The following is a 19,948-nucleotide window of genomic DNA, read 5'->3' as shown; positions in this document are numbered from 1 at the left end:
TCGTGGTGCTATGGTCATTTTGCTATTTTTGGCGTGCCCTTGCGCAGTCAGCCAGGCGGGCGCAAGCCGCCCAGCATGCCAGAGCCATATCTTAAGCGTCTGGTCGCAACAGGAAGGCCGGGAACACATTGCCAAAAGGCCGCCAATTCCGCTGCCGGGGTGCGACGGCGAGCCGCCTCGGCTCATTGGGCCTGGTCGATGGCGTCGTTGAGGTTGTCGCTGAGGTATTCGCGCTGGGAGGACTGGTCGTTGCCGATGAACTCGATATCGTCGATGCGCCACTGGTGTGCCTGGCGCACCAGCAGGATCTTGTCGTTCCAGGACTCGTCGGCACCCTCGTTCTGGTAGCGGAAGGCGACCTGGCAGGAGGCGCGGTCGGTATCGCTGTCGCAGGACTGCACTTCAAAGGAGGTGGCGCCTTCGTAGAGCGAGGTGAACAGGTCGCCCTCGATGAGGGGCGCGGCCTGCGGGCCGGCCACGCTGTGATAGCGCATGTCGGCGGCTTCGGCCCGGGTCAGCAGGGCGTAGAGGGCGCGGCTGACCAGCGGCTCGAACTGCTTGAGTTCCTCGGCCGAGGGCAGGCCGGGGGCGCGGTTCTTGAGGTGGATACGGTAGAAGTTGCCGATCACCTCGGCCTGCTGCCGTTCGTCACCGCTGAAGTTGTTGCAGCCGGACAGGGCCAGCAGCATGCCCAGTGCACAGGCACCGGCGCGCAGATGGCGTGGGGTGGGTAAGCGGAGCAGTGTGGTCATTCTGGTGTTCCTGCGCACGGTGCAGACCGGCGCTGTTGTCATGGCGGCGCATCATCGGTATGCGGCCTGCGGGGGCGGCTCTTTGGGCCGGCCCCCCGGGCCTGCCCCTTAGTCAAGGGCAGGCCGGAAAACGTTCCGCAGCACCGGGTCGGGTGGCGCAGCGGGTATCCGGTGGGCGATGGGCGCGCCCGGCGCGCACCGGTCTTACGCGGATTCGGTCAGCAGTGCGAAGTGCTCCACCTGCGGGGCACCGGCGAAGAAGGGGCCGACGATGCCGCGCCATTCGGTGAAGGCGGGCGATTCACGGAAATCCACGGTATGGTTTTCCAGGGTGGCCCAGTACACCATGAGCAGGTAGCGCTCGGGCGATTCGATGCCTTTTTGGACCTTGTGGCCGAGATAGCCACGGGCCTTGCTGATGGTTTGCGCCAGGCCGCGCTGGATGGCTTCGTCGAATTCTGCTTGCTTGCCGGGTTGGATGCGGATGTCCGCCAGTTCCAGGATCATGTGGGTCTCCAGTGCATAGTCGAGGGATGCCCGAGGACGGCCATCTACGAGGCCGGCCGGGCGCTCGATTATTACATGTTCGTCCGATGCCGGCTTTCAATGGAATCGTGCCATGAATGAAAAGCTTTCATTGGACGGGGAGGCTCCCTTTTTCCAGCTTCTGGGCCATGTCTTCCAGGGTGATCTCGATGGCGCGCGTGCTGATCATGATTTCCCACAGCGACACCAGCAATGACAGCACCAGCAGCATCAGGCTCAGGCCGAACAGCACCTCGGCCCAGTGATTGCGATCCACGAAGATCAGGTACATCGAGATGGCGCACATGATGAAGCTGGACACGCCCAGTGCCTGCATGTAGCGGGTCAGCACGATGCGTTTGCGCAGATTGAGGATCTGCCGGATCACCAGCCCGCGTTCATCGTTCTGTCCCTGGTGCTGCAGGTTGCGGATCAGCTGCGCCAGCACCAGGAAGCGGTTGGTATAGGCCAGCAGCAACAGCGAGGTCGCGGGGAACAGCAGGGCAGGGGTGGTGAGGTTGATCATTGACATGGCAGGGAACAATCGGGGACGTGATTCTAACCGCTCCCGAGGCGCAAGAAACATGCCCGGGAAAGGTCGCCGGCGTTTGCGCAAACGGGCGATCTGTTTTGGGGCGTCAGGGTGGTGCAGGCGCGCTTTTTGCTCCGCCGGGCAGCAGCGCGCCGGGGCGGCCGAAATCTTTTACGGATTTATTTTTGCGGGGCAGCGCCGCAGCAATTGTTATTTGTGCGGTCGCTCAATACACTAGCCCCCGTTCCACATCCACGTACAAATCAAAACAAATCCACAACGAAAGGGATCTCCATGTCGGGTTCGTATTTCCCCCAATGGCGGCTGCGCCAAAGCACCAACGACGGCCAGGGCGCCGTGATCGCCGCCGATGAGCGGCTGCCTGCACCGCAGACGCTGGCCATGGGCGTGCAGCACGTGGTGGCCATGTTCGGCTCGACCGTGCTGGCCCCGCTGCTCATGGGATTCGATCCCAACCTGGCGATCCTGATGTCGGGCATCGGCACTCTGCTGTTCTTCCTGATGGTCGGCGGCCGGGTGCCCAGTTACCTGGGGTCGAGCTTTTCCTTCATCGGACTGGTCATCGCCGTGACCGGTTATGCCGGCTCCGGTCCCAACGCCAACCTCGGCGTGGCGCTGGGCGGCATCATCGCCTGCGGTGCGGTCTATGCCGTGATCGGGCTGATCGTCTCGGGCGTGGGCACGCGCTGGATCGAATCCCTGATGCCCCCGGTAGTGACCGGTGCGGTGGTGGCGGTGATCGGCCTGAACCTGGCCCCCATCGCCGTCAAGGGCGTCTCCGGCAGCAGTTTCGACAGCTGGATGGCGCTGGCCACCATCCTCTGCGTGGGCTTCGTGGCAGTCTTTACGCGCGGCATGTTGCAGCGCCTGTTGATCCTCATCGGCCTGCTGCTGGCCTATGTGCTCTACGCGGTACTGACCAACGGCATGGGCCTGGGCAAGCCGATCGACTTTTCCACCGTGGCCAATGCTGCCTGGTTCGGTCTGCCGCACTTTGCCGCACCGGTCTTCCAGGGCAGCGCCATGGCATTGCTGGCACCGGTGGCCATCATCCTGGTGGCCGAGAACCTGGGCCACATCAAGGCCGTCTCGGCCATGACCGGCCAGAACCTGGACCGCTACATCGGTCGCGCCTTCATCGGCGACGGCCTGGCCACCATGCTCTCGGGCAGCGTGGGCGGCACCGGCGTGACCACCTATGCCGAGAATATCGGCGTGATGGCCGTCACCAAGATCTATTCCACCCTGGTCTTCGTGGTGGCGGCGGTGATCGCCATCCTGCTGGGCTTCTCGCCCAAGTTCGGCGCGGTCATCCTGACCATTCCTGGCGCGGTGCTGGGCGGCGTGTCGATCGTGGTGTTCGGTCTCATCACCGTATCGGGCGCCCGCATCTGGGTCGAGAACAAGGTCGATTTCTCCAACAATACCAACCTGATCGTGGCCGCCGTCACGCTGGTGCTGGGCGCAGGCGACTTCACCCTGAAGATGGGCGGCTTCGCCCTGGGCGGCATCGGCACCGCTACCTTCGGTGCCATCATCCTGCACGCCCTGCTCAAGCGTCGCGGATGATTTCATCCTGACAAGGCGTTCATGCAGCACACCGGGGCTGGTCATGGTGACCGGCCCTTTTTGTTCTACCATGAGGTGAGGAAAGTGAAGATTTCCGTTGAGCAATCCTCGACGGCTGTCTATACTTTGTCGCGTTGCAGCGCAGCGCTGCCGCCACGGCCCCGGGGAAGGGCCGGTCGGGGGCGCATCTCGGCGCTGCCTGTCGCGGGCCTGGCCCGCCTTTCAGGGGAACCACCGCATGAAATCCGCCCTCCGCCTGCCAGCGCTGCTGTGCATCGCCCTGCCGTTGCTGTCGGCCTGTGACGCCGTGGCCGGCAAGAAGGATTACGCCTATTTCCGCAAGAACATCGAGGAGGCCAAGTCGGTCTCCGACCAGTGCCAGTTGAATGGCACCTCCGGCATGAACGAAGACCAGATCCGGGTCTGCGGTGCGGCCCGCGAGGCCTGGGGCAACCGCAACTTCAACTACTGAGCCGGGGCGGCCGTGCACGGGGCGTCACGGCCCTGTCACAAATCTGTCAAAGACGGTCGCTAGAATGCGGGGTCTCATGCCTTCCGCCCATTCCTGACCTGGCCGCTCATGCACAATCCGCCGGACACCCCGCAAGCACTGCACCTGCTCTACGAACCGGCCGGATTCATCTGCGCCTTCCGATTCGAGGAGGGCCGGGCGCGCCAGATGAACTGGAATGAAGTGGTCGACTATCACCCCAGCGCACCGGATTTCGCCTGGCTGCACGTCAAGACCGCCGATGTGAAGATCCAGCAATGGATGGCGCATCACAGCGACATTCCCGAGTACATCACCGAATTCCTGCTCAGCAGCGACACCCATCCGGGCCTGCACGCCACGCCCGAGGGGGTGTATGGCACGCTGACCGATATGAAGATGGAGATCGGCGACACCGGGACCGAAAAGGGGGCACTGCATTTCTATCTGGACCGTACCCGCTTGTTGACCTTGCGCACCCAGCCGCTTCTGTCGACCAACCTGCTGCGTCAGAAGGTGCTGGACGGCGGTGACTTCGACAATCCCATGGACCTGTTCGCCGAGCTGCTGCGTTGCCTGGCCGATGGCTTCAATGCACGTCTGGACAAGCTCAATGACAAGGTGGACGACATCGAATTCTCGGTGCTCTCGGATCGCCGTTCCGAAGACCGCGCCGAGCTCTCCGGCATCCGCCGCCAACTGGCCGAGCTGCGTCGCTTCATCGCACCGGAGCGGCGCATCCTGGCCCAGTTTCAGCGCCTGCGTCCAGGCTGGGTGCCGCGCGAGGCACTGGAAGACCTGACCCATGCTCTGGATGAACTCAACGAACTGCACTCCACCGTGGAGGCTGTCTATGAACGCGCCAAGCTGCTGCAGGAAGAGATCGCCTCGCAGATGTCGGAGCAGATGAACCGCAACCTGATGGCGCTGTCGGTCCTGACGGCGCTCTTGATGCCGGCCACGCTGGTGTCGGGGATCTTCGGGATGAACGTGGCAGGTTTGCCGGGCCTTCATGATGAGGCTTCGTTCTGGATCGTGATGAGCGTCATGGGCGGCCTCGGTGTGGCCACCGTGGCCTTCCTCAAGTGGATGAAGATCTTCTGAGTGCCCCGCGCTCAGTGGTGCTGAGTGGTGCTTGGTGGCAGTCAGTCGCGGGTGGCCATGGCTTCTTCGCTCTCGCGGATCAGCTGGTCGATGTCCAGGTTGTCCACCGCCTCCACCTTCAGTGACAGCGGGCGCCACAGCGAATACAGCCACAGCCCGATGCAGCACAGGGTGCCCAGGAAGAGCGTGATGAAGGCCGAGAGGAACAGGCCGATGAAGGGCGAGGCGATCAGGCCGTCATAACCGATCAGGTGCTTGCCATCCCAGGTGATGGTTTGTGCGCCGAACAGCGAGAGCACACCCATCAGCGTTGAAAACGGTACCAGCGAGAAGCTGGTACCGAGGGCCAGCAGTTTGTAGATGGATGACATCGACAAGCGCTGGATCTTGATCTGCTCGAACATGAGTTCCCCTAGCTCTGCCGGTGGCCCTGGCCACCCGGCTGCGCCATCCCGTTGGCGCGGACGACTGGCGCGCTGCCGCCCGCGTGGCCTTGCGGCCGTCTTCCCCTGATTGTGCTTACTTGCCCCAGCTGTCCTTGAGCGTGACGGCCCGGTTGAAGATCGGCTGGCCCCCGGTCGAATCGACGCGGTCGGCCACGAAATATCCGTGGCGTTCGAACTGGTAGATGTCGCCGGGTTGGGCGGTCTTCAGGGTCGGCTCCAGGTAGGCGGTGATGACTTCCTTGGAGTTCGGATTCAAGGCCGCCAGGAAATCCTTGCCGCCGGCATCCGGATGCGGGTCCGAGAACAGGCGGTCGTACAGACGCACTTCGGTGGCCAGGGCGTGTTCGGCGCTGACCCAGTGCAGGTTGCCCTTGACCTTGTAGTTGGAACTGCCTTCGGTGCCGCTCTTGCTGTCTTCGAAGTAGTTGCAGTGCACGGCGATGACGTTGCCGTGCTCATCCTTGTCGCAGCCAGTGCATTCGACCACGTAGCCGTAGCGCAGGCGCACCTTGTTGCCGGGGAAGAGGCGGAAATAACCCTTGGTCGGTTCTTCCATGAAGTCTTCGCGCTCGATCCACAGTTCGCGGGTGATGGGGAAGTGGCGGTGCGCGGTGTCGTGTTCCGGATGCGCGGGCGGATAGACCGGAGCGCTGCAATCGATGGACACGCCTTCGGGGAAGTTGTCGATGATCAGTTTCAAGGGACGCAGCACGGCCACTGCACGCGGGGCCTTGGGATCAAGGTCTTCGCGCAGCGCGCCTTCGAGCACGCTGAAGTCGATCCAGCTGTTGTTCTTGGAGGCGCCGGTGCGGTCGCACATCAGACGGATCGCTTCGGGCGTGTAGCCACGGCGACGCAGGCCGACGATGGTGGGCATGCGCGGGTCGTCCCAGCCGGAGACGATCTTTTCATCCACCAGCTGGCGCAGCTTGCGCTTGCTGGTGATGATGTAGGTCAGATTGAGGCGCGCGAATTCATATTGATGCGGCAGCGGCTTCTTGAAGAAGCCTTCCTCGGCCAGGTGTTCCAGCAGCCAGTCATAGAACGGGCGCTGGTCTTCGAATTCCAGGGTGCAGATGGAGTGCGAGATGTTTTCCAGCGCATCTTCGATCGGGTGCGCGAAGGTGTACATCGGATAGACGCGCCACTTGTCGCCGGTATTGTGGTGGGTGGCATGGCGGATGCGGTAGATGGCCGGATCGCGCAGATTCATGTTGGGGCTGGCCATGTCGATCTTGGCGCGCAGGATCATGGAGCCATCCGGATGCTTGCCGTCACGCATTTCCTCGAACAGGCGCAGCGATTCTTCCACCGGGCGGTCGCGCCACGGCGAATCCTTGCCGGGTTCGGTCAGGGTGCCGCGGTTCTCGCGCATCTGTTCGGCGTTCTGCTCGTCCACGTAGGCCAGGCCCTTGCGGATGAGCGCCTGGGCGCAGGCGTACATGACGTCGAAATAGTTGCTGGCGTAGTACAGGTGCGACTTGCCTTCATGCTCCCAGGAGAAGCCCAGCCACTTGACCGAGTCCAGGATGGTGTCGACGTATTCCTGTTCTTCCTTCTCGGGATTGGTGTCGTCGAAGCGCATGTGGCAGCGGCCGGCATAGTCTGCCGCCAGGCCGAAGTTCAGGCAGATCGACTTGGCGTGGCCGATGTGCAGGTAGCCGTTGGGCTCGGGCGGAAAACGGGTCACCACCTGCGGCAGGGCCTGGCCATCCTGGCTGCTGCGCTGGGCATAGGTGCCCGAGACCAGGTCGGATTCGATGATGCCGCGCAGGAAATTGGTGGAGGGGGCAGGGGGATGACCGTTTTTCAGTTCGTTGCTCATGAGATGAATCGGGAGGAATGCCTGTTTATTCAGATGGCAGGCATTCTACCGCAGCTACCCAGGTTCCACGGGCTTTGCCGCCGTTGCGGCAGGTTTTTTTGCCCGTCGACAACGCGCCTTGGAGGCGATATGAAGGTTTTTACCTGTTCTTGTTACACAAGATACGCCCATGTATTACCTGTGAGGGGGCGCGGCTGGCACTCTGCCAGCGTGGCCAGGCATCAGCCGGGCGCAGTGAACAAAAACGCCAAAACACAAGGAGTGCATCATGAGCCGTTGGATCAAGCTGATCGTCGCCGCCGCCGTGGCCGCTGCCACGTTGTCGGCCTGCGTGGTGGTGCCGGTGGGCCCGCCGCAGCCGCATTACTACCGTCCTTATTACGGCCCCGGGTATTACTACGGACGCTGATGGTTGAGCCAGGAGCGGCTACATCTGCCTGAACAGATAGGCGAACAGGCGGCTGACCGCCAGTTTTTCCGGGCGGTCGCGCAGCTGCACGAAGAGCTTGCCGCTCTCTTCCCGCACCGCCGCCTGAATCTGCCGGACCTGCACCACGGTGCCGCGATGGATCTGCCAGAACTGGCGGGCATCGAGTTGCGGGATCAATTCCCGCAGGCTGGACCGGATCAGCGCGCTCCCCTCGGCGCTGACCACATTGACGTATTTGTCGGTGGCCTCGAAATAGATCACTTCGTCTACCGGGATCAACTTCACCTTGTTGCCGACTGCGGCGCGGATGTAGTCCAGTCGCGGCGGTGTCGGCTCGGCCACTGGCGCGGCCAGGGCACGCAGTTGCGCCAGGGCGCTTCCCAGCTGGCTATCCTGGTCGCTGGCGGCGCGCCGGGCCAGCAAGCCTTGCAGGCGCGCGACCGTGAGCGCCAGGCGCTCCTGACTGACCGGTTTGAGCAAATAATCGATGGCGGCGCGCTCGAAGGCTTGCAGGGCGTAATCGTCGTAGGCCGTGACGAAGACGATGAGCGGGAAGGGACGCCCCGCCGGCCACTCCTCGGCCAAGTCGCCGGCCACCTCCAATCCGCTGCGACCGGGCATCCTGATATCCAGGAACAGCACATCCGGCAGCAGTGCCAGCGCCCGCTCGAGCGCTTCGTCCCCATTGGCCGCCAGATGCGGTGCCGGCAGTTCCGGCCAGCAGCGCGCCAGGGCCTGGCGCAGTGCGTTGGCCAGCAGGGGTTCGTCTTCGGCGATCAGGGCAGTGGGATGGGCCATATCGGACTCCGACAAAAACGGCAGGGGACTCAGCGATCCAGCAGGCGGCTGCTCTTGCTGCTGCGGTGGGCCGCCTTGAGGGCCTTGAGCGGGATGGTGATCTGCGCCATTGCGCCGGCCGGCACGTTGTGGGTGATGATCAGTTCAGCCAGCGGACCGTAGAGCGTGGCCAGGCGCTCGCGGATGTTGTCCAGCCCGAAGTGCATGCCGATCACCGGTTCCTTCTGCGCCGGCGGCTGGTTCAGGCTGATGCTGGTGGGCAGGCCCACGCCGGTGTCGAGCACGCTCAGCACCAGCATGTCGTTGTGGACCGCCGCGCGCACGGTGCAGTTGCCGCCTTCCACCTTGGGTTCCAGGCCATGCTTGATGGCGTTTTCCACCAGCGGCTGCAGCAGCATCGGCGCCAGGCGCAGTCGGCCCAGGTGTTCCGGCAGCTGCAGGGTATAGGTCAGGCGCAGACCCATGCGCAGCGACATCAATCCCAGGTAGGCCTTGATGAGGTCGAATTCCTTTTGCAGTGAAGTGCTGTCGGCGCGTGAAGCCGACAAGGTCGTGCGCAGGTATTGGACCAGCTGGTTCAACATCAGCTCGGCCTGCAACGGGTCGGTGCTGATGAGCGATTGCAGCGTGGCCAGCGTGTTGAAGAGCATGTGCGGCTCGATCTGGGCCTGCAGCATCTGCAATTGCGCCTGCACGGCCTGCTTTTCGACCTGGCTGGCGTGGGCTTGCAGGGCGGCCATCTTCTGGCGGTTCCAGAAGAAGACGGTGGCGCCGAAGCAGACCAGGAAGGTCAGCACCATCACCGCGATGATGTTGTCGCTGTGCTCCGGTACCAGGCTCAGGATGGGCTGGTCCAGCAATACGCTGGCCAGCAGGCGTCCCAGCAGCACCGCCAGCGGGGCCATGACCGCGATGATCGCCAGAAAGCCCAGCTTGTTGGGCTCGCCATCGCCCCAGATGGCCAGGCGCGTGCCGTTGATGAGCAGCATGGCCAGCAGGCCGATGCACATCGACACTTGCAGGTTTTCATAGAAGCTGCCGCCGATGCGCATCAGGTAGGTCACGGCCAGTGCACACAGCAGGTTGATCACCAGTGTGGGCAGCAGGGACAGCGCCAGCTCGCGCAGCAGGACGGTCAGGCGGGGCGGGATCGATGTATCGTGTCGGGTCATGCAGTTTTCGGTGATGAGGCAAACAAGCTGCCCGGCGCACCGGGCCTGTCAACGTCGGCGTAGTTCACGGGCGATCATCGCCTGTTTCCAGCCGGCGGGAAAGTGCCCGAATACGCGCAAGGCGTGGAATAGTACCCCGATTCCCCAGCCAAGGAGAGGCCCCAGGCTCCACCAGTGGGCGCGCGGCCCCATGAGGTCGAGCAGCATCAGCGCTGCATTGACGCTCAGGTAGATGCCCAGGTGGTAGAAAAAGCCGACCTGACGTGCCACGCGGCGCTCGGCGCGGGCGTAGTCGCAGGGGGTGGCGCCCGGGGCGCAAGTCTTGTCGCCGGGCAGGGGGGAGGGAGCAGTCTCGTGCATGATGGCCTCGCAGCAGGTGGATCAAGGATGCGGCAAGAATGCACCGTCGCGGCGCCGCCGGCGAGCACCTTGCGACCAAGGGCGGGTTGGCTGGCCTGAAGTGCTTGTCGCACGGCGTGAACTGCTCTACCTTATGCGCCGATTACCTTGCCCCTTTTTGCAAGGCCCACCCTCGGAGAACATCATGTGGCCCTATCCTCGCATCCTCGCCCATCGTGGCGGCGGCACCCTGGCGCCGGAAAACACCCTGGCCGGTTTCCGCTGCGGCCTGGAACACGGCTATCGCGCCGTCGAATTCGACGTCATGCTGACCCGCGACGACCTCCCCATCCTGATGCACGATCCGCAGCGCGGGCGCACCCTGCCCGGCGAGGGCAAGATCGCCGAGAGCGACTGGGCCCAATTGCGCGACCTCGACGCCGGCGCCTGGCTGGATGCGCGTTTTGCCGGTGAACGGATCTGCACGCTGGAGCAGGGTCTGGATTTCTGCCTGGCCGAGGGAATCTGGATGAACGTCGAGATCAAGCCCGCCGCAGCGGAACTGGCACGCCGTACCGGCGAACTGACCGCCCAGGCGGTGGCACGGCGCTTCGCCGGCAAGAGCGGGGCGGCGCTGCCGGTCTTGTCCTCGTTCTCCTTCGAGGCCCTGCTGGCAGCCAGGGAAGTCGCCCCGGCCTTGCCACGGGCTTATCTGGTGGATGTGATTCCCGAGGACTGGCAGGCGCGTCTGCAACAACTGCAGGCAGTGGCGCTGCACACCAATCACAAGCACCTCACCCCGGCGCTGGCTGCCGCCGTCAAAGCGGCCGGTGTCGGGCTGTTCTGCTACACCGTCAACGACATGGCGCGCGCCGAGGAAATCCGCCAGTGGGGTGTGGATGCCTTCTGCACCGACCGCATCGATCTGATCGCAGCCGACGCCTGGTAGGCCGGTAGAGTTGGCAACGGCAACATCATGTCCACATCGTTCACTTCGCGCCGCGTGGAAATGAACGACAAATTGCACTCTTACCGGCGGACTGAATCCTCCTGCGCTAGCTATGATTCACCTGCCTAAGGCAATAACTGGCAGACAGTCGACAGTTGTTGTCAACCTGTCGAGAAATGCTTGCGTTAAGGAGGCACAAGGCCGGCATCCGTGAGCACGCCGGTGGACTTGTGGAAGCACACAACACTGAGAGATAGAGGAAAACGATGAAGATCAACAAACTGCTGGCTGCCGTACTCGTCGCCGCCTTCGCCATGCCGGTCCTGGCCCAGCCTGCCCCGGCTCCGGCTGGCGCTCCCGCCGCTGAAGCCCCGGCTGCCAAGCCTGCTCACAAGAAGCACAAGAAGCACGCCAAGAAGGCCAAGAAGCACAAGCACAAGAAGGCCAAGAAGGCAGCAACGATGCCTGTCAACAAGGGCGCCTGATCGCCCGGTCTTCTTGTGGCGGTCCGCCTGGCGCGGCCCGCCCCCGGTTTTACCGGAAGGATGGGCTGACACAGTTAAGGTCCGGCAACGCAGGGTAGCGCGCCATGCCGGGTCAGCCGATCCTGTAACCCGCCCGGGTTTCCCGGCGGGTTTTTTTTCGTCTCCGGAGAAGCGCTGCCCGGCCTGCCGGGCGGGCGTGGTGGTACGGCGTCCGGGCCTGCGTATCCGGGCCGGGATCACGTATAATCATCGGTTCGCAATCGTTTTTTGCACCGACTCCCATCCGGGTCCGATCTGCGCGTTACCGGCAGCATCTGGCCCATTTATCCGTCTTCGAACATGAACTCAGCCGAAATTCGCGACAAGTTTCTGAAATTCTTTGAATCCAAAGAACACACCATCGTCCGCTCCTCCAGCCTGGTACCGGGCAATGACCCGACCTTGCTGTTCACCAATTCGGGCATGGTTCAGTTCAAGGACGTGTTCCTGGGCACCGACAAGCGCAACTACGTGCGCGCGGCCTCCGTGCAGCGCTGCCTGCGCGCCGGCGGCAAGCACAACGACCTGGAAAATGTCGGTTACACCGCGCGCCACCACACCTTCTTCGAGATGCTGGGCAACTGGTCCTTCGGCGACTACTTCAAGCGCGAGTCGCTCAAGTGGGCCTGGGAACTGCTGACCCAGGTCTACGGCCTGCCGGCCGACAAGCTCTGGGCGACCGTCTACCAGACCGATGATGAAGCCTACGACATCTGGACCAAGGAAATTGGCCTGCCGCCCGAGCGCGTGGTGCGCATCGGCGACAACAAGGGCGCACCCTACGCCTCCGACAACTTCTGGCAGATGGCCGAAACCGGTCCCTGCGGTCCTTGCTCGGAGATCTTCTACGACCATGGCCCCGACATCTGGGGCGGCCCCCCGGGCAGCCCCGACGCCGACGGCGACCGCTACATCGAGATCTGGAACAACGTGTTCATGCAGTTCGACCGCCAGCTCGACCCGGCCACCGGCGAATACACCCTGACCCCGCTGCCGGCGCCTTGCGTGGATACCGGCATGGGCCTGGAGCGCCTGGCCGCGATCCTGCAACACGTGCACAGCAACTACGAGATCGACCTGTTCCAGGCGCTGATCAAAGCGGCTGCCCGCGAAACCGGCGAGACCGACCTCTCCAATGCTTCGCTGCGCGTGATTGCGGACCACATCCGTGCCACCTCCTTCCTGATCGTTGACGGCGTGATCCCCGGCAATGAAGGCCGTGGCTACGTCCTGCGCCGCATCATCCGCCGCGCGCTGCGTCACGGCCACAAGCTGGGTCAGACCAAGCCTTTCTTTCACAAGCTGGTCAAGGACCTGGTGGTGCAGATGGGTGCGGCCTATCCGGAACTGCCGGAAGCCGCCGAGCGTGTCGAGATGGTGCTGAAGCAGGAAGAAGAACGTTTCGGCGAAACGCTGGAACACGGCATGAAGATTCTGGAAGCCGCCCTGGCCGCCAACAGCAGCAAGCTCGATGGCGAAACCGCCTTCACCCTGTACGACACCTACGGCTTCCCGCTGGACCTGACCGCCGACATCTGCCGCGAGCGCAATGTCGAACTGGACGAAGCCGGCTTCACCGCCGCCATGGAACGCCAGAAGAGCGCCGCCCGCGCCGCCGGCAAGTTCAAGATGGCCGCCGCCATTGAATACACCGGCGACAAGACCCGCTTCGTCGGCTACGAATCGCTGGCCCAGTCGGCCAAGGTGGTGGCCCTCTACGTGGCCGGCAGCCCGGTGCAGAAGATCGAGGCCGGCCAGGACGCCATCGTGGTGCTGGACACCACCCCGTTCTATGCCGAATCCGGCGGTCAGTGCGGTGACGCCGGAGCGCTGGAAGCGGCCAATGGCCTCTTCGCCGTGGCCGATACGCAAAAGATCCAGGCCGAGGTGTTCGGTCATCACGGTCAGTTGATCAAGGGCAGCCTGGCCATCGGCGACGCCGTCGAGGCCAAGGTCGATGCCGACCAGCGCGCCCGCACCATGCGCAACCACTCGGCCACCCACCTGATGCACAAGGCCCTGCGCGAAGTGCTGGGTTCGCACGTGTCGCAGAAGGGTTCGCTGGTTGATGCCGACAAGACCCGTTTCGACTTCAGCCACAACGCCCCGATGACCGCCGACGAAATCCGCCGCGTGGAAGACATCGTCAACCGCGAAGTGCTGGCCAACGTCGCCACCGGCGCCCGGCTGATGGGCTACGACGATGCCATCGCCGCTGGCGCCATGGCGCTGTTCGGCGAAAAGTACGGCGACCAGGTGCGTGTGCTCTCCATCGGTACTTCCACCGAACTGTGCGGCGGTACCCACGTCACCCGTACCGGTGACATCGGCCTGTTCAAGATCGTCTCCGAAGGGGGCGTGGCCGCTGGTATCCGCCGCGTTGAAGCCGTCACCGGCGAAGGCGCACTGGCGCTGGTGCAGTCGCTGTCGACCCGCGTGGCCGAAGCCGCTGCGGCGCTCAAGACCCAGCCGGAAGAACTGCTGCCGCGCATCGGCCAGGTGCAGGACCAGGTCAAGGCGCTGGAAAAGGAACTGGCTTCACTGAAGTCCAAGCTGGCTTCCAGCCAGGGCGACGAACTGGTCAACCAGGCGATCGACATCAACGGCATCAAGGTCCTGGCGGCCACGCTGGAAGGCGCTGACGTCGCCACCCTGCGCGAGACCATGGACAAGTTGAAGGACAAGCTCAAGACCGCCGCCATCGTGCTGGGCAGCGTCAAGGATGGCAAGGTCAGCCTGATCGCGGGCGTGACTGCGGACGCTACCGCCAAGGTCAAGGCCGGTGAACTGGTCAACTTCGTTGCCCAGCAGGTCGGCGGCAAGGGTGGCGGTCGTCCGGACATGGCCCAGGCGGGCGGCACCGAGCCGGCGGCTCTGCCGGGTGCGCTGCAGGGTGTGGCCGGCTGGGTTCAGTCCAAGCTGTAATGTTCAACGGCCCTGACCCGGAGCGCGCATGAGCGAGTTCAAGTTTTGTCCGGTCTGCGCGGCATCGCTGGTGCTGCGCGCCGCTGAAGGCGAGGCCGGCAAGGTCCGGCTGGCCTGTCCTGATGGCCACTGGACCCATTGGGACAACCCCCTGCCGGTGCTGGCCGCGCTGGTGGAGATCGACGGCAAGATGCTCACTGCGCGCAATGCCGCCTGGGCCGAAGGGCGTTTTGCGCTCATCACCGGTTTCATGGAACGCGACGAAACCCCTGAACAGGGGATCGCCCGGGAACTGAAGGAAGAGACCGACCTGGACGCCCAGGAGATCGAGTTGATCGGCGTCTATGAATTCATGCGCAAGAACGAGCTGATCATTGCGTACTACGTGAAGGCGAGCGGCACCATCAGGCTTTCTCCGGAGCTGGTGGAATATCGTCTGACAGCCCCGGCCGACCTGCGCCCCTGGCCTGCCGGGACCGGCCATGCCGTCGCGGACTGGATGCGGCGGCGTGCGCTGCCGGTACAGTACGTCGAATTTGCCGGGTCAAGCACGCCGATCGAAACACCCCAGGTCCTGAAGTAAGCGGGTAGACAAGACAAGACGAACCGTTCCATCGTGGCACATGTTCTTCTTGCTTTTGCACAAGCCTAGTGCGGCGAAAACAACAGAACTTGTGCAACGCATCAAGTCGGCGCATTTTGCAGTAAAATCGTTTTCGTCGTGATCCATTTTGAGTCGAAGTAATGACCATCCAATTTCACCGGGAACTCGATGCGCGCGGTCTGAACTGTCCGCTGCCCATCCTCAAGACCAAGAAAGCCCTGGCGGACATGGCCAGTGGCCAGGTGCTCAGGGTGACCGCCACCGATACCGGTTCGGTGCGCGATTTCCAGGCCTTCGCCAAGCAGACCGGCAACGATCTGCTGGAGCAATCGCAGAATGATGAACACGAGTTCATCTTCTTCATGAAGCGCAAATAAGCCCTACCCCTGTCCATCCCGGCAAGATCAGGCTGGCAGCATTGAAAAACCCGCAGCTCGGTTGAACTGCGGGTTTTTGTTTGTCCGGGGAGATGAAGCTTTCTTCAAAATTCCGGATGGAAGCTTTCCGCACGGGCAATCGGCCAGAACTTTTCGTAGACCCGATAACGATAATTGCCTTCCAGCAAATCGTTGGGCTGCAGATACTTCAGCACGTTGGACATGAGCTGGATCTCATGGTCGTTGATGCGCCGCACGATGTGATGCGGCCGCAGCGCCGAGGTGTGCGGCAGACCGGCTGCCTGCACCAGCTCCTGCAGCGCGTGCAGGGTGCTCTGGTGGAAGCGGAAGACGCGCTCGGCCTTGTCCGGTACCACCAGGGCGCGGGCGCGCTGGGCATTCTGGGTCGCCACGCCCGTCGGGCAGCGGTCGGTATGGCAGCTCTGCGACTGGATGCAGCCCAGGGCGAACATGAAGCCGCGCGCCGAATTGCACCAGTCCGCTCCCAGTGCCAGCGTGCGCGCCACATCGAAGGCGGTGATGATCTTGCCGCTGGCGCCGATCTTGACCTTGTCGCGCAGGCCGATGCCCGTCAGGGTGTTGTGCACCATCAGCAGCCCCTCCTGCAACGGCATGCCGACGTGGTCCACGAATTCCAGCGGGGCCGCACCGGTACCGCCTTCGGACCCATCCACCGTAATGAAGTCGGGCACGATGCCGGTCTTCAACATGGCCTTGGCGATGCCGAAGAATTCCCAGGGGTGTCCCACGCACAGTTTGATGCCGACCGGCTTGCCGCCGGACATCCCGCGCAGCTTCTCGATGAATTCCAGCAGTCCGATCGGCGTGGAGAAGGACGAGTGCACGGCCGGCGAGATGCAGTCCACACCCATCGGAATGCCGCGCGTGGCGGCGATCTCGGGGGTGATCTTGGCCGCCGGCAGCACGCCGCCGTGGCCCGGCTTGGCGCCTTGTGAAAGCTTCACCTCGATCATCTTGATCTGTGACGACTGCGCCTGGACGGTGAATTTCTCTTCATTGAAGCTGCCATCCGCATTGCGACAGCCGAAATAGCCCGAGGCGATCTGCCACACCAGGTCGCCGCCGAATTCGCGATGGTATTCGGAGACCGAGCCTTCGCCGGTGTCGTGGGCGAAATTGCCCTTTTTGGCGCCCTGGTTGAGCGCACGGATGGCATTGGCCGAAAGCGAGCCGAAGCTCATGGCCGAGACGTTGAAGACCGACATCGAATACGGCTGGGCGCGGTCGGCCCCGACGACGACGCGGAAGTCATGGCTGGCGATCTTGGTGGGGGAGAGTGAATGGCCTATCCATTCATGGCCGGCCTGCTGCATGTCCAGCTCGGTGCCGAAGGGGCGGCTGTCGACATCGGCCTTGGCACGCTGGTAGACCACGCTGCGCTTCTTGCGCGAGAAGGGGCGGCCATCCATTTCATCTTCGAAGAAATACTGGCGCAGTTCCGGCCGGATGGCTTCGAACAGGAAGCGGAAGTGGCCGATCAGGGGATAGTTGCGCAAGACCGCATGGCGTCGCTGCACCAGGTCGTGGACGCCGATGACGCTCAATACCAGGGGAATGAGCGCCCAGCCCCAGCCCAGGCCATGGGTGGCCGCCAGGGCCAGCAAGACTGCGGTCAGCACGAGCACTGACCAGAACACGAAATACCGATTTGCCCACATAGAAGAGTCCGCTAGTTGTCATGAGGAAACCTGCACCGGCCGGTGCGGTCGGTGGGCGGGTTTGCATGGATTCTACCGCCCGCGCTCAACCGTAGTGCGCGATGAAGTGAAGGGTTTTTCCGGCCGATTCTGGCGAACTGCTCTGTGTGCCGCTTCTCAGGCCCGCTGCTTGCGCAGTGGCATCCTTATTGCTTTGATGAATCTTCCAGTCAGGCACCGTGGGGAACCGGTGCCCGGCACCCGGGCCAACCGCACCATCACAGCCAGCCTGCACACCAGAGGCCAGAGACACGATGTCGTTATGAAAACAGTTGCTTCACGAGGCGCATTGGCGGCCTCTTCCTCCTCCTCGCGCCCTGCGGCCAGGGCATTGTGCCGCCAGGACGCCACGCAGAGCCAGTCGGTGGTGGCCATGGCGCGTCCGCCGAGACTGCTGGAGACACTGCTGGCCAACCTTGACGGCATGGTCTACCGCTGCCGCGACGATGCTCACTGGACCCTGGAGTTCGTCAGCGAAGGCTGCTACGCCCTGACCGGCTACACGCCGGAGGACCTGTTGCTCAACAGCCGCATTTCTTTTCTGCAACTGACGCATCCCGAAGACCGCGCGATGGTGCGCAGCCACATCGATCTCTGCATGCGCGAGCGGCGCCGCATCGACATCGAATATCGCATCGTGCATGCCGACGGCAGCCTGCGCTGGGTGTGGGAGCGCGGGGTGGGGCTGTACAACGCGGCTGGCGCGGTGGAGGCCATGGAAGGCTTCCTGCAGGATGTGACCGAGCGCAAGGAGGCCGCACAGGCATTGCAGGAAGCCGAGCGCCGCTATCGCAGCATCTTCGAGAACGCCATCGAAGGGGTCTTTCAGACCACGCCCGATGGCACCTACATCGCCGTCAACCCGGCGCTGGCACGCATTTACGGCTACCACTCGCCGGAAGACCTGATCGTCGGTCTGCGCGACATTCGCCATCAGTTGTATGTGGAGCCGGAGCGGCGTAGCGAATTCATGCGGCTCATGGAGCAGCAGGGCTCGGTCTCCAATTTCGAGTCGCGCGTGTACCGGCGTGATGGGGACATCATCTGGATCTCCGAGAACGCCCGTGCCGTCTATGACGATGGCGGCACGCTGGTGTGTTATGAAGGCACCGTCGAAGCCATCACCGAGCGCAAGCTCTATGAAGCCGAGATGCGCCATCACGCGACCCACGATGCGCTCACCGGATTGCCCAACCGCAACATGCTGCACGAGCATCTGCAGCGCGCCATTCAGGCGGCGCGCCAGAAGGGCGGGCTGACGGCGGTGGTGTTCGTGGATCTGGACCAGTTCAAGTTCATCAATGACAGCCTGGGTCACCAGGTCGGTGATGAACTTCTCAAGACCGTGGCACAGCGCCTGCAAGCCTGCCTGCGCGATACCGACATGGTGGCGCGCCAGGGTGGCGATGAATTCGTGCTGGTGTTGCAGAACCAGACCGGTGGCGAGCTCGGCATCGCCGAGGTGATGCAGCGTATCCTGGCTGCGGTGGCGCGCCCCTGGCAGGCTGGCGATCGCGAGTTCCAGGTCACCGCCAGCATCGGAGTCAGCCGCTATCCCATCGATGGCAAGGATGTCGAGACCCTGTTGAAGCAGGCCGATTCAGCCATGTATCGCGCCAAGGAGCAGGGGCGCAACAACTTCCAGTTCTTTGCGCCGTGGATGGACACGCAGGTCAGCAATCGTCTGGAAATGCTGATCAACCTGCGCCGTGCGCTGGATCAGGACGAGTTCAAGCTCTACTACCAGCCCAAGCTGAGCCTCAAGGATGGCAGTGTCATCGGCGCCGAGGCGCTGATCCGCTGGCAGTCGCCGGAGCAGGGCATGGTGCCGCCGGACCGCTTCATTCCGTTCGCTGAAGAAGCCGGGCTGATCCTGCCCATCGGGGAGTGGGTGCTGCGCAGTGCCTGCCACCAGAACAAGCGCTGGCAGGAGGCCGGTCTGCCGACGATACCGGTGGCGGTCAACCTCTCGCCACGGCAGCTCAACCAGAGCTTGCCGGAGTTCGTCGCCGGCGTACTGGAGCAGAGCGGCCTGGCGGCCTCCTGTCTTGAACTGGAGATCACCGAGAACGTGGTCATGAAGGATGCCGAGAAGAGCGTGGCGACCCTGCATGCCTTGAAGCGCCTGGGTCTGCAGATTTCTGTCGATGATTTCGGCACCGGCTATTCCAGCCTCTCCTATCTGCGCCGCTTCCCGGTCGACGCCCTGAAGATCGACAAGTCCTTCGTACGCGACATTGCGCGCGATGCTGATAGCGCAGCCATCGTCAAGGCCGTCATATCGCTGGCCCATATCCTGAACCTGCGCGTCATCGCCGAGGGAGTGGAGGATGAAGAGCAATATGCTTTCCTGAAGGAAAATGCCTGTGACGAGGTACAGGGTTATCTCTTTGGTAAGCCCATGACGGTCGAGGATTTCACGGCCTGGCTGACCCGGCAGGCGGGAAGCGCCCGGTAATGGTCATGCAAATAATTGTCCGCAGGCTGCAACAGGCTGCATCCCCGCAAATCTTTGTGCTACACTCCGCCCAGTACTTTTGATGCCTTGCGCCCCGACCGCCGCAGCCTGTGCGGCCAACAAAGGCTCCATGACGCAAGGCCGGTAGTTGAAAAGGTGCAGGTCGGCCGTCCGCAACCCCGCGACATGACGGCTTTGCGAAAGCGCGAGTCCTCCGCGACGCCGATTTGCCCGGGTCTTAGATTCCAGCTCATTCAATCTCCAAACACCGGAAGGCAGCGCCGCCGCATCCAGCACTGCGCAAGACTTGCCGCACCCGGCCTGTTTCGGCTTTCGCTGCCGGACGGGCGGACTGCAGCCGTAGCGCCG

19 protein-coding genes are annotated in these 19,948 nt (G+C 63.2%); 10 read left to right on the top strand and 9 right to left on the bottom strand.

Features of this window, described 5'->3' with window-relative positions; all coding sequences use genetic code 11:
• Positions 1–182: 182 nt before the first annotated feature.
• From HWE01_RS01020 to HWE01_RS01010, 3 genes are all read right to left on the bottom strand, one after another.
• Positions 183–752: a YqhG/Tai3 family protein gene (locus tag HWE01_RS01020; protein ID WP_241820867.1), complete on the bottom strand. Its 570-nt coding sequence runs from the start codon at positions 750–752 to the stop codon at positions 183–185.
• Between the two features lie 204 nt (positions 753–956).
• A complete protein-coding gene (locus HWE01_RS01015; RefSeq protein ID WP_008331444.1) occupies positions 957–1,259 on the bottom strand; it encodes an antibiotic biosynthesis monooxygenase family protein in 303 nt (100 codons plus the stop codon).
• Between the two features lie 127 nt (positions 1,260–1,386).
• The gene (locus HWE01_RS01010; RefSeq protein ID WP_008331443.1) at positions 1,387–1,803 is read right to left on the bottom strand and encodes a DUF2721 domain-containing protein; all 417 of its coding nucleotides are present in this window, start codon (positions 1,801–1,803) and stop codon (positions 1,387–1,389) included.
• Between the two features lie 300 nt (positions 1,804–2,103).
• Between HWE01_RS01010 and HWE01_RS01005 the strand changes: the two genes are divergently transcribed.
• From HWE01_RS01005 to HWE01_RS00995, 3 genes are all read left to right on the top strand, one after another.
• Positions 2,104–3,399: a solute carrier family 23 protein gene (locus HWE01_RS01005; RefSeq protein WP_008331439.1), complete on the top strand. Its 1,296-nt coding sequence runs from the start codon at positions 2,104–2,106 to the stop codon at positions 3,397–3,399.
• 238 nt (positions 3,400–3,637) lie between these two features.
• Positions 3,638–3,871, top strand: coding sequence for a hypothetical protein (locus HWE01_RS01000; RefSeq protein WP_008331436.1), 234 nt, complete (start codon positions 3,638–3,640; stop codon positions 3,869–3,871).
• Between the two features lie 108 nt (positions 3,872–3,979).
• Positions 3,980–4,993 (top strand): transporter, encoded by a 1,014-nt coding sequence (locus HWE01_RS00995; protein WP_008331435.1) that lies wholly within the window; start codon positions 3,980–3,982, stop codon positions 4,991–4,993.
• Between the two features lie 41 nt (positions 4,994–5,034).
• Here the strand turns inward: HWE01_RS00995 and HWE01_RS00990 are convergent, their stop codons facing one another.
• A complete protein-coding gene (locus HWE01_RS00990) occupies positions 5,035–5,397 on the bottom strand; it encodes a hypothetical protein (RefSeq protein WP_008331434.1) in 363 nt (120 codons plus the stop codon).
• 115 nt (positions 5,398–5,512) lie between these two features.
• Positions 5,513–7,264, bottom strand: coding sequence for a glutamine--tRNA ligase/YqeY domain fusion protein (locus tag HWE01_RS00985; RefSeq protein ID WP_008331433.1), 1,752 nt, complete (start codon positions 7,262–7,264; stop codon positions 5,513–5,515).
• 268 nt (positions 7,265–7,532) lie between these two features.
• Here HWE01_RS00985 and HWE01_RS00980 point away from each other — a divergent pair, with 268 nt between their 5' ends.
• Positions 7,533–7,673 carry a hypothetical protein gene (locus HWE01_RS00980; protein ID WP_008331432.1) on the top strand — a complete coding sequence of 47 codons (141 nt, stop codon included), beginning with the start codon at positions 7,533–7,535 and terminating at the stop codon, positions 7,671–7,673.
• 18 nt (positions 7,674–7,691) lie between these two features.
• Here HWE01_RS00980 and HWE01_RS00975 read toward each other — a convergent pair whose 3' ends face one another.
• From HWE01_RS00975 to HWE01_RS00965, 3 genes are read right to left on the bottom strand one after another with little or no spacing between them, the layout of a single operon-like run.
• A complete protein-coding gene (locus HWE01_RS00975; protein ID WP_241820866.1) occupies positions 7,692–8,492 on the bottom strand; it encodes a LytR/AlgR family response regulator transcription factor in 801 nt (266 codons plus the stop codon).
• A gap of 29 nt (positions 8,493–8,521) precedes the next feature.
• On the bottom strand, positions 8,522–9,664 hold the full coding sequence (locus tag HWE01_RS00970) for a sensor histidine kinase (protein ID WP_008331430.1): 1,143 nt from the start codon (positions 9,662–9,664) through the stop codon (positions 8,522–8,524).
• A gap of 48 nt (positions 9,665–9,712) precedes the next feature.
• Positions 9,713–10,024 carry a 2TM domain-containing protein gene (locus tag HWE01_RS00965; RefSeq protein ID WP_241820865.1) on the bottom strand — a complete coding sequence of 104 codons (312 nt, stop codon included), beginning with the start codon at positions 10,022–10,024 and terminating at the stop codon, positions 9,713–9,715.
• Positions 10,025–10,208: 184 nt separating this feature from the next.
• On the opposite strand from HWE01_RS00965, the gene ugpQ reads away from it, so the two are divergent.
• From ugpQ to HWE01_RS00940, 5 genes are all read left to right on the top strand, one after another.
• Positions 10,209–10,952, top strand: a complete 744-nt coding sequence (gene ugpQ, locus HWE01_RS00960; RefSeq protein WP_241820864.1) for a glycerophosphodiester phosphodiesterase — start codon at positions 10,209–10,211, stop codon at positions 10,950–10,952.
• 266 nt (positions 10,953–11,218) lie between these two features.
• The gene (locus tag HWE01_RS00955; protein ID WP_008331427.1) at positions 11,219–11,437 is read left to right on the top strand and encodes a hypothetical protein; all 219 of its coding nucleotides are present in this window, start codon (positions 11,219–11,221) and stop codon (positions 11,435–11,437) included.
• Positions 11,438–11,776: 339 nt separating this feature from the next.
• The gene (gene alaS / locus HWE01_RS00950) at positions 11,777–14,401 is read left to right on the top strand and encodes an alanine--tRNA ligase (protein WP_241820863.1); all 2,625 of its coding nucleotides are present in this window, start codon (positions 11,777–11,779) and stop codon (positions 14,399–14,401) included.
• A gap of 28 nt (positions 14,402–14,429) precedes the next feature.
• Positions 14,430–14,984, top strand: a complete 555-nt coding sequence (locus tag HWE01_RS00945; protein ID WP_241820862.1) for an NUDIX domain-containing protein — start codon at positions 14,430–14,432, stop codon at positions 14,982–14,984.
• Between the two features lie 161 nt (positions 14,985–15,145).
• Entirely contained in the window at positions 15,146–15,382 is a 237-nt protein-coding gene (locus HWE01_RS00940) for a sulfurtransferase TusA family protein (RefSeq protein ID WP_006464319.1), read from the top strand.
• Between the two features lie 104 nt (positions 15,383–15,486).
• Here HWE01_RS00940 and HWE01_RS00935 read toward each other — a convergent pair whose 3' ends face one another.
• On the bottom strand, positions 15,487–17,082 hold the full coding sequence (locus HWE01_RS00935) for an FMN-binding glutamate synthase family protein (RefSeq protein WP_008331414.1): 1,596 nt from the start codon (positions 17,080–17,082) through the stop codon (positions 15,487–15,489).
• Positions 17,083–17,494: 412 nt separating this feature from the next.
• Here HWE01_RS00935 and HWE01_RS00930 point away from each other — a divergent pair, with 412 nt between their 5' ends.
• Positions 17,495–19,579, top strand: coding sequence for a putative bifunctional diguanylate cyclase/phosphodiesterase (locus HWE01_RS00930; RefSeq protein ID WP_192811583.1), 2,085 nt, complete (start codon positions 17,495–17,497; stop codon positions 19,577–19,579).
• Positions 19,580–19,948: the final 369 nt, after the last annotated feature.

Source organism: Herbaspirillum sp. C7C8, assembly GCF_022627875.1.
Taxonomy (GTDB): domain Bacteria; phylum Pseudomonadota; class Gammaproteobacteria; order Burkholderiales; family Burkholderiaceae_D; genus Herbaspirillum.
The sequence above is the reverse complement of the archived record's forward strand: the minus strand, read 5'-3'. Positions and strand labels throughout refer to the sequence as shown.

Coding starts and splice junctions, on each gene's coding strand:
- HWE01_RS00985 (WP_008331433.1), bottom strand. CDS start 7,264: ATGAGCAACGAACTGAAAAACGGTCATCCCCCTGCCCCCTCCACCAAT.
- HWE01_RS01020 (WP_241820867.1), bottom strand. CDS start 752: ATGACCACACTGCTCCGCTTACCCACCCCACGCCATCTGCGCGCCGGT.
- HWE01_RS00965 (WP_241820865.1), bottom strand. CDS start 10,024: ATGCACGAGACTGCTCCCTCCCCCCTGCCCGGCGACAAGACTTGCGCC.
- HWE01_RS01000 (WP_008331436.1), top strand. CDS start 3,638: ATGAAATCCGCCCTCCGCCTGCCAGCGCTGCTGTGCATCGCCCTGCCG.
- HWE01_RS00990 (WP_008331434.1), bottom strand. CDS start 5,397: ATGTTCGAGCAGATCAAGATCCAGCGCTTGTCGATGTCATCCATCTAC.
- alaS (WP_241820863.1), top strand. CDS start 11,777: ATGAACTCAGCCGAAATTCGCGACAAGTTTCTGAAATTCTTTGAATCC.
- HWE01_RS01015 (WP_008331444.1), bottom strand. CDS start 1,259: ATGATCCTGGAACTGGCGGACATCCGCATCCAACCCGGCAAGCAAGCA.
- HWE01_RS00945 (WP_241820862.1), top strand. CDS start 14,430: ATGAGCGAGTTCAAGTTTTGTCCGGTCTGCGCGGCATCGCTGGTGCTG.
- HWE01_RS01010 (WP_008331443.1), bottom strand. CDS start 1,803: ATGATCAACCTCACCACCCCTGCCCTGCTGTTCCCCGCGACCTCGCTG.
- HWE01_RS00935 (WP_008331414.1), bottom strand. CDS start 17,082: ATGTGGGCAAATCGGTATTTCGTGTTCTGGTCAGTGCTCGTGCTGACC.
- HWE01_RS01005 (WP_008331439.1), top strand. CDS start 2,104: ATGTCGGGTTCGTATTTCCCCCAATGGCGGCTGCGCCAAAGCACCAAC.
- HWE01_RS00940 (WP_006464319.1), top strand. CDS start 15,146: ATGACCATCCAATTTCACCGGGAACTCGATGCGCGCGGTCTGAACTGT.
- HWE01_RS00980 (WP_008331432.1), top strand. CDS start 7,533: ATGAGCCGTTGGATCAAGCTGATCGTCGCCGCCGCCGTGGCCGCTGCC.
- HWE01_RS00955 (WP_008331427.1), top strand. CDS start 11,219: ATGAAGATCAACAAACTGCTGGCTGCCGTACTCGTCGCCGCCTTCGCC.
- HWE01_RS00975 (WP_241820866.1), bottom strand. CDS start 8,492: ATGGCCCATCCCACTGCCCTGATCGCCGAAGACGAACCCCTGCTGGCC.
- HWE01_RS00970 (WP_008331430.1), bottom strand. CDS start 9,664: ATGACCCGACACGATACATCGATCCCGCCCCGCCTGACCGTCCTGCTG.
- HWE01_RS00930 (WP_192811583.1), top strand. CDS start 17,495: ATGGCGCGTCCGCCGAGACTGCTGGAGACACTGCTGGCCAACCTTGAC.
- HWE01_RS00995 (WP_008331435.1), top strand. CDS start 3,980: ATGCACAATCCGCCGGACACCCCGCAAGCACTGCACCTGCTCTACGAA.
- ugpQ (WP_241820864.1), top strand. CDS start 10,209: ATGTGGCCCTATCCTCGCATCCTCGCCCATCGTGGCGGCGGCACCCTG.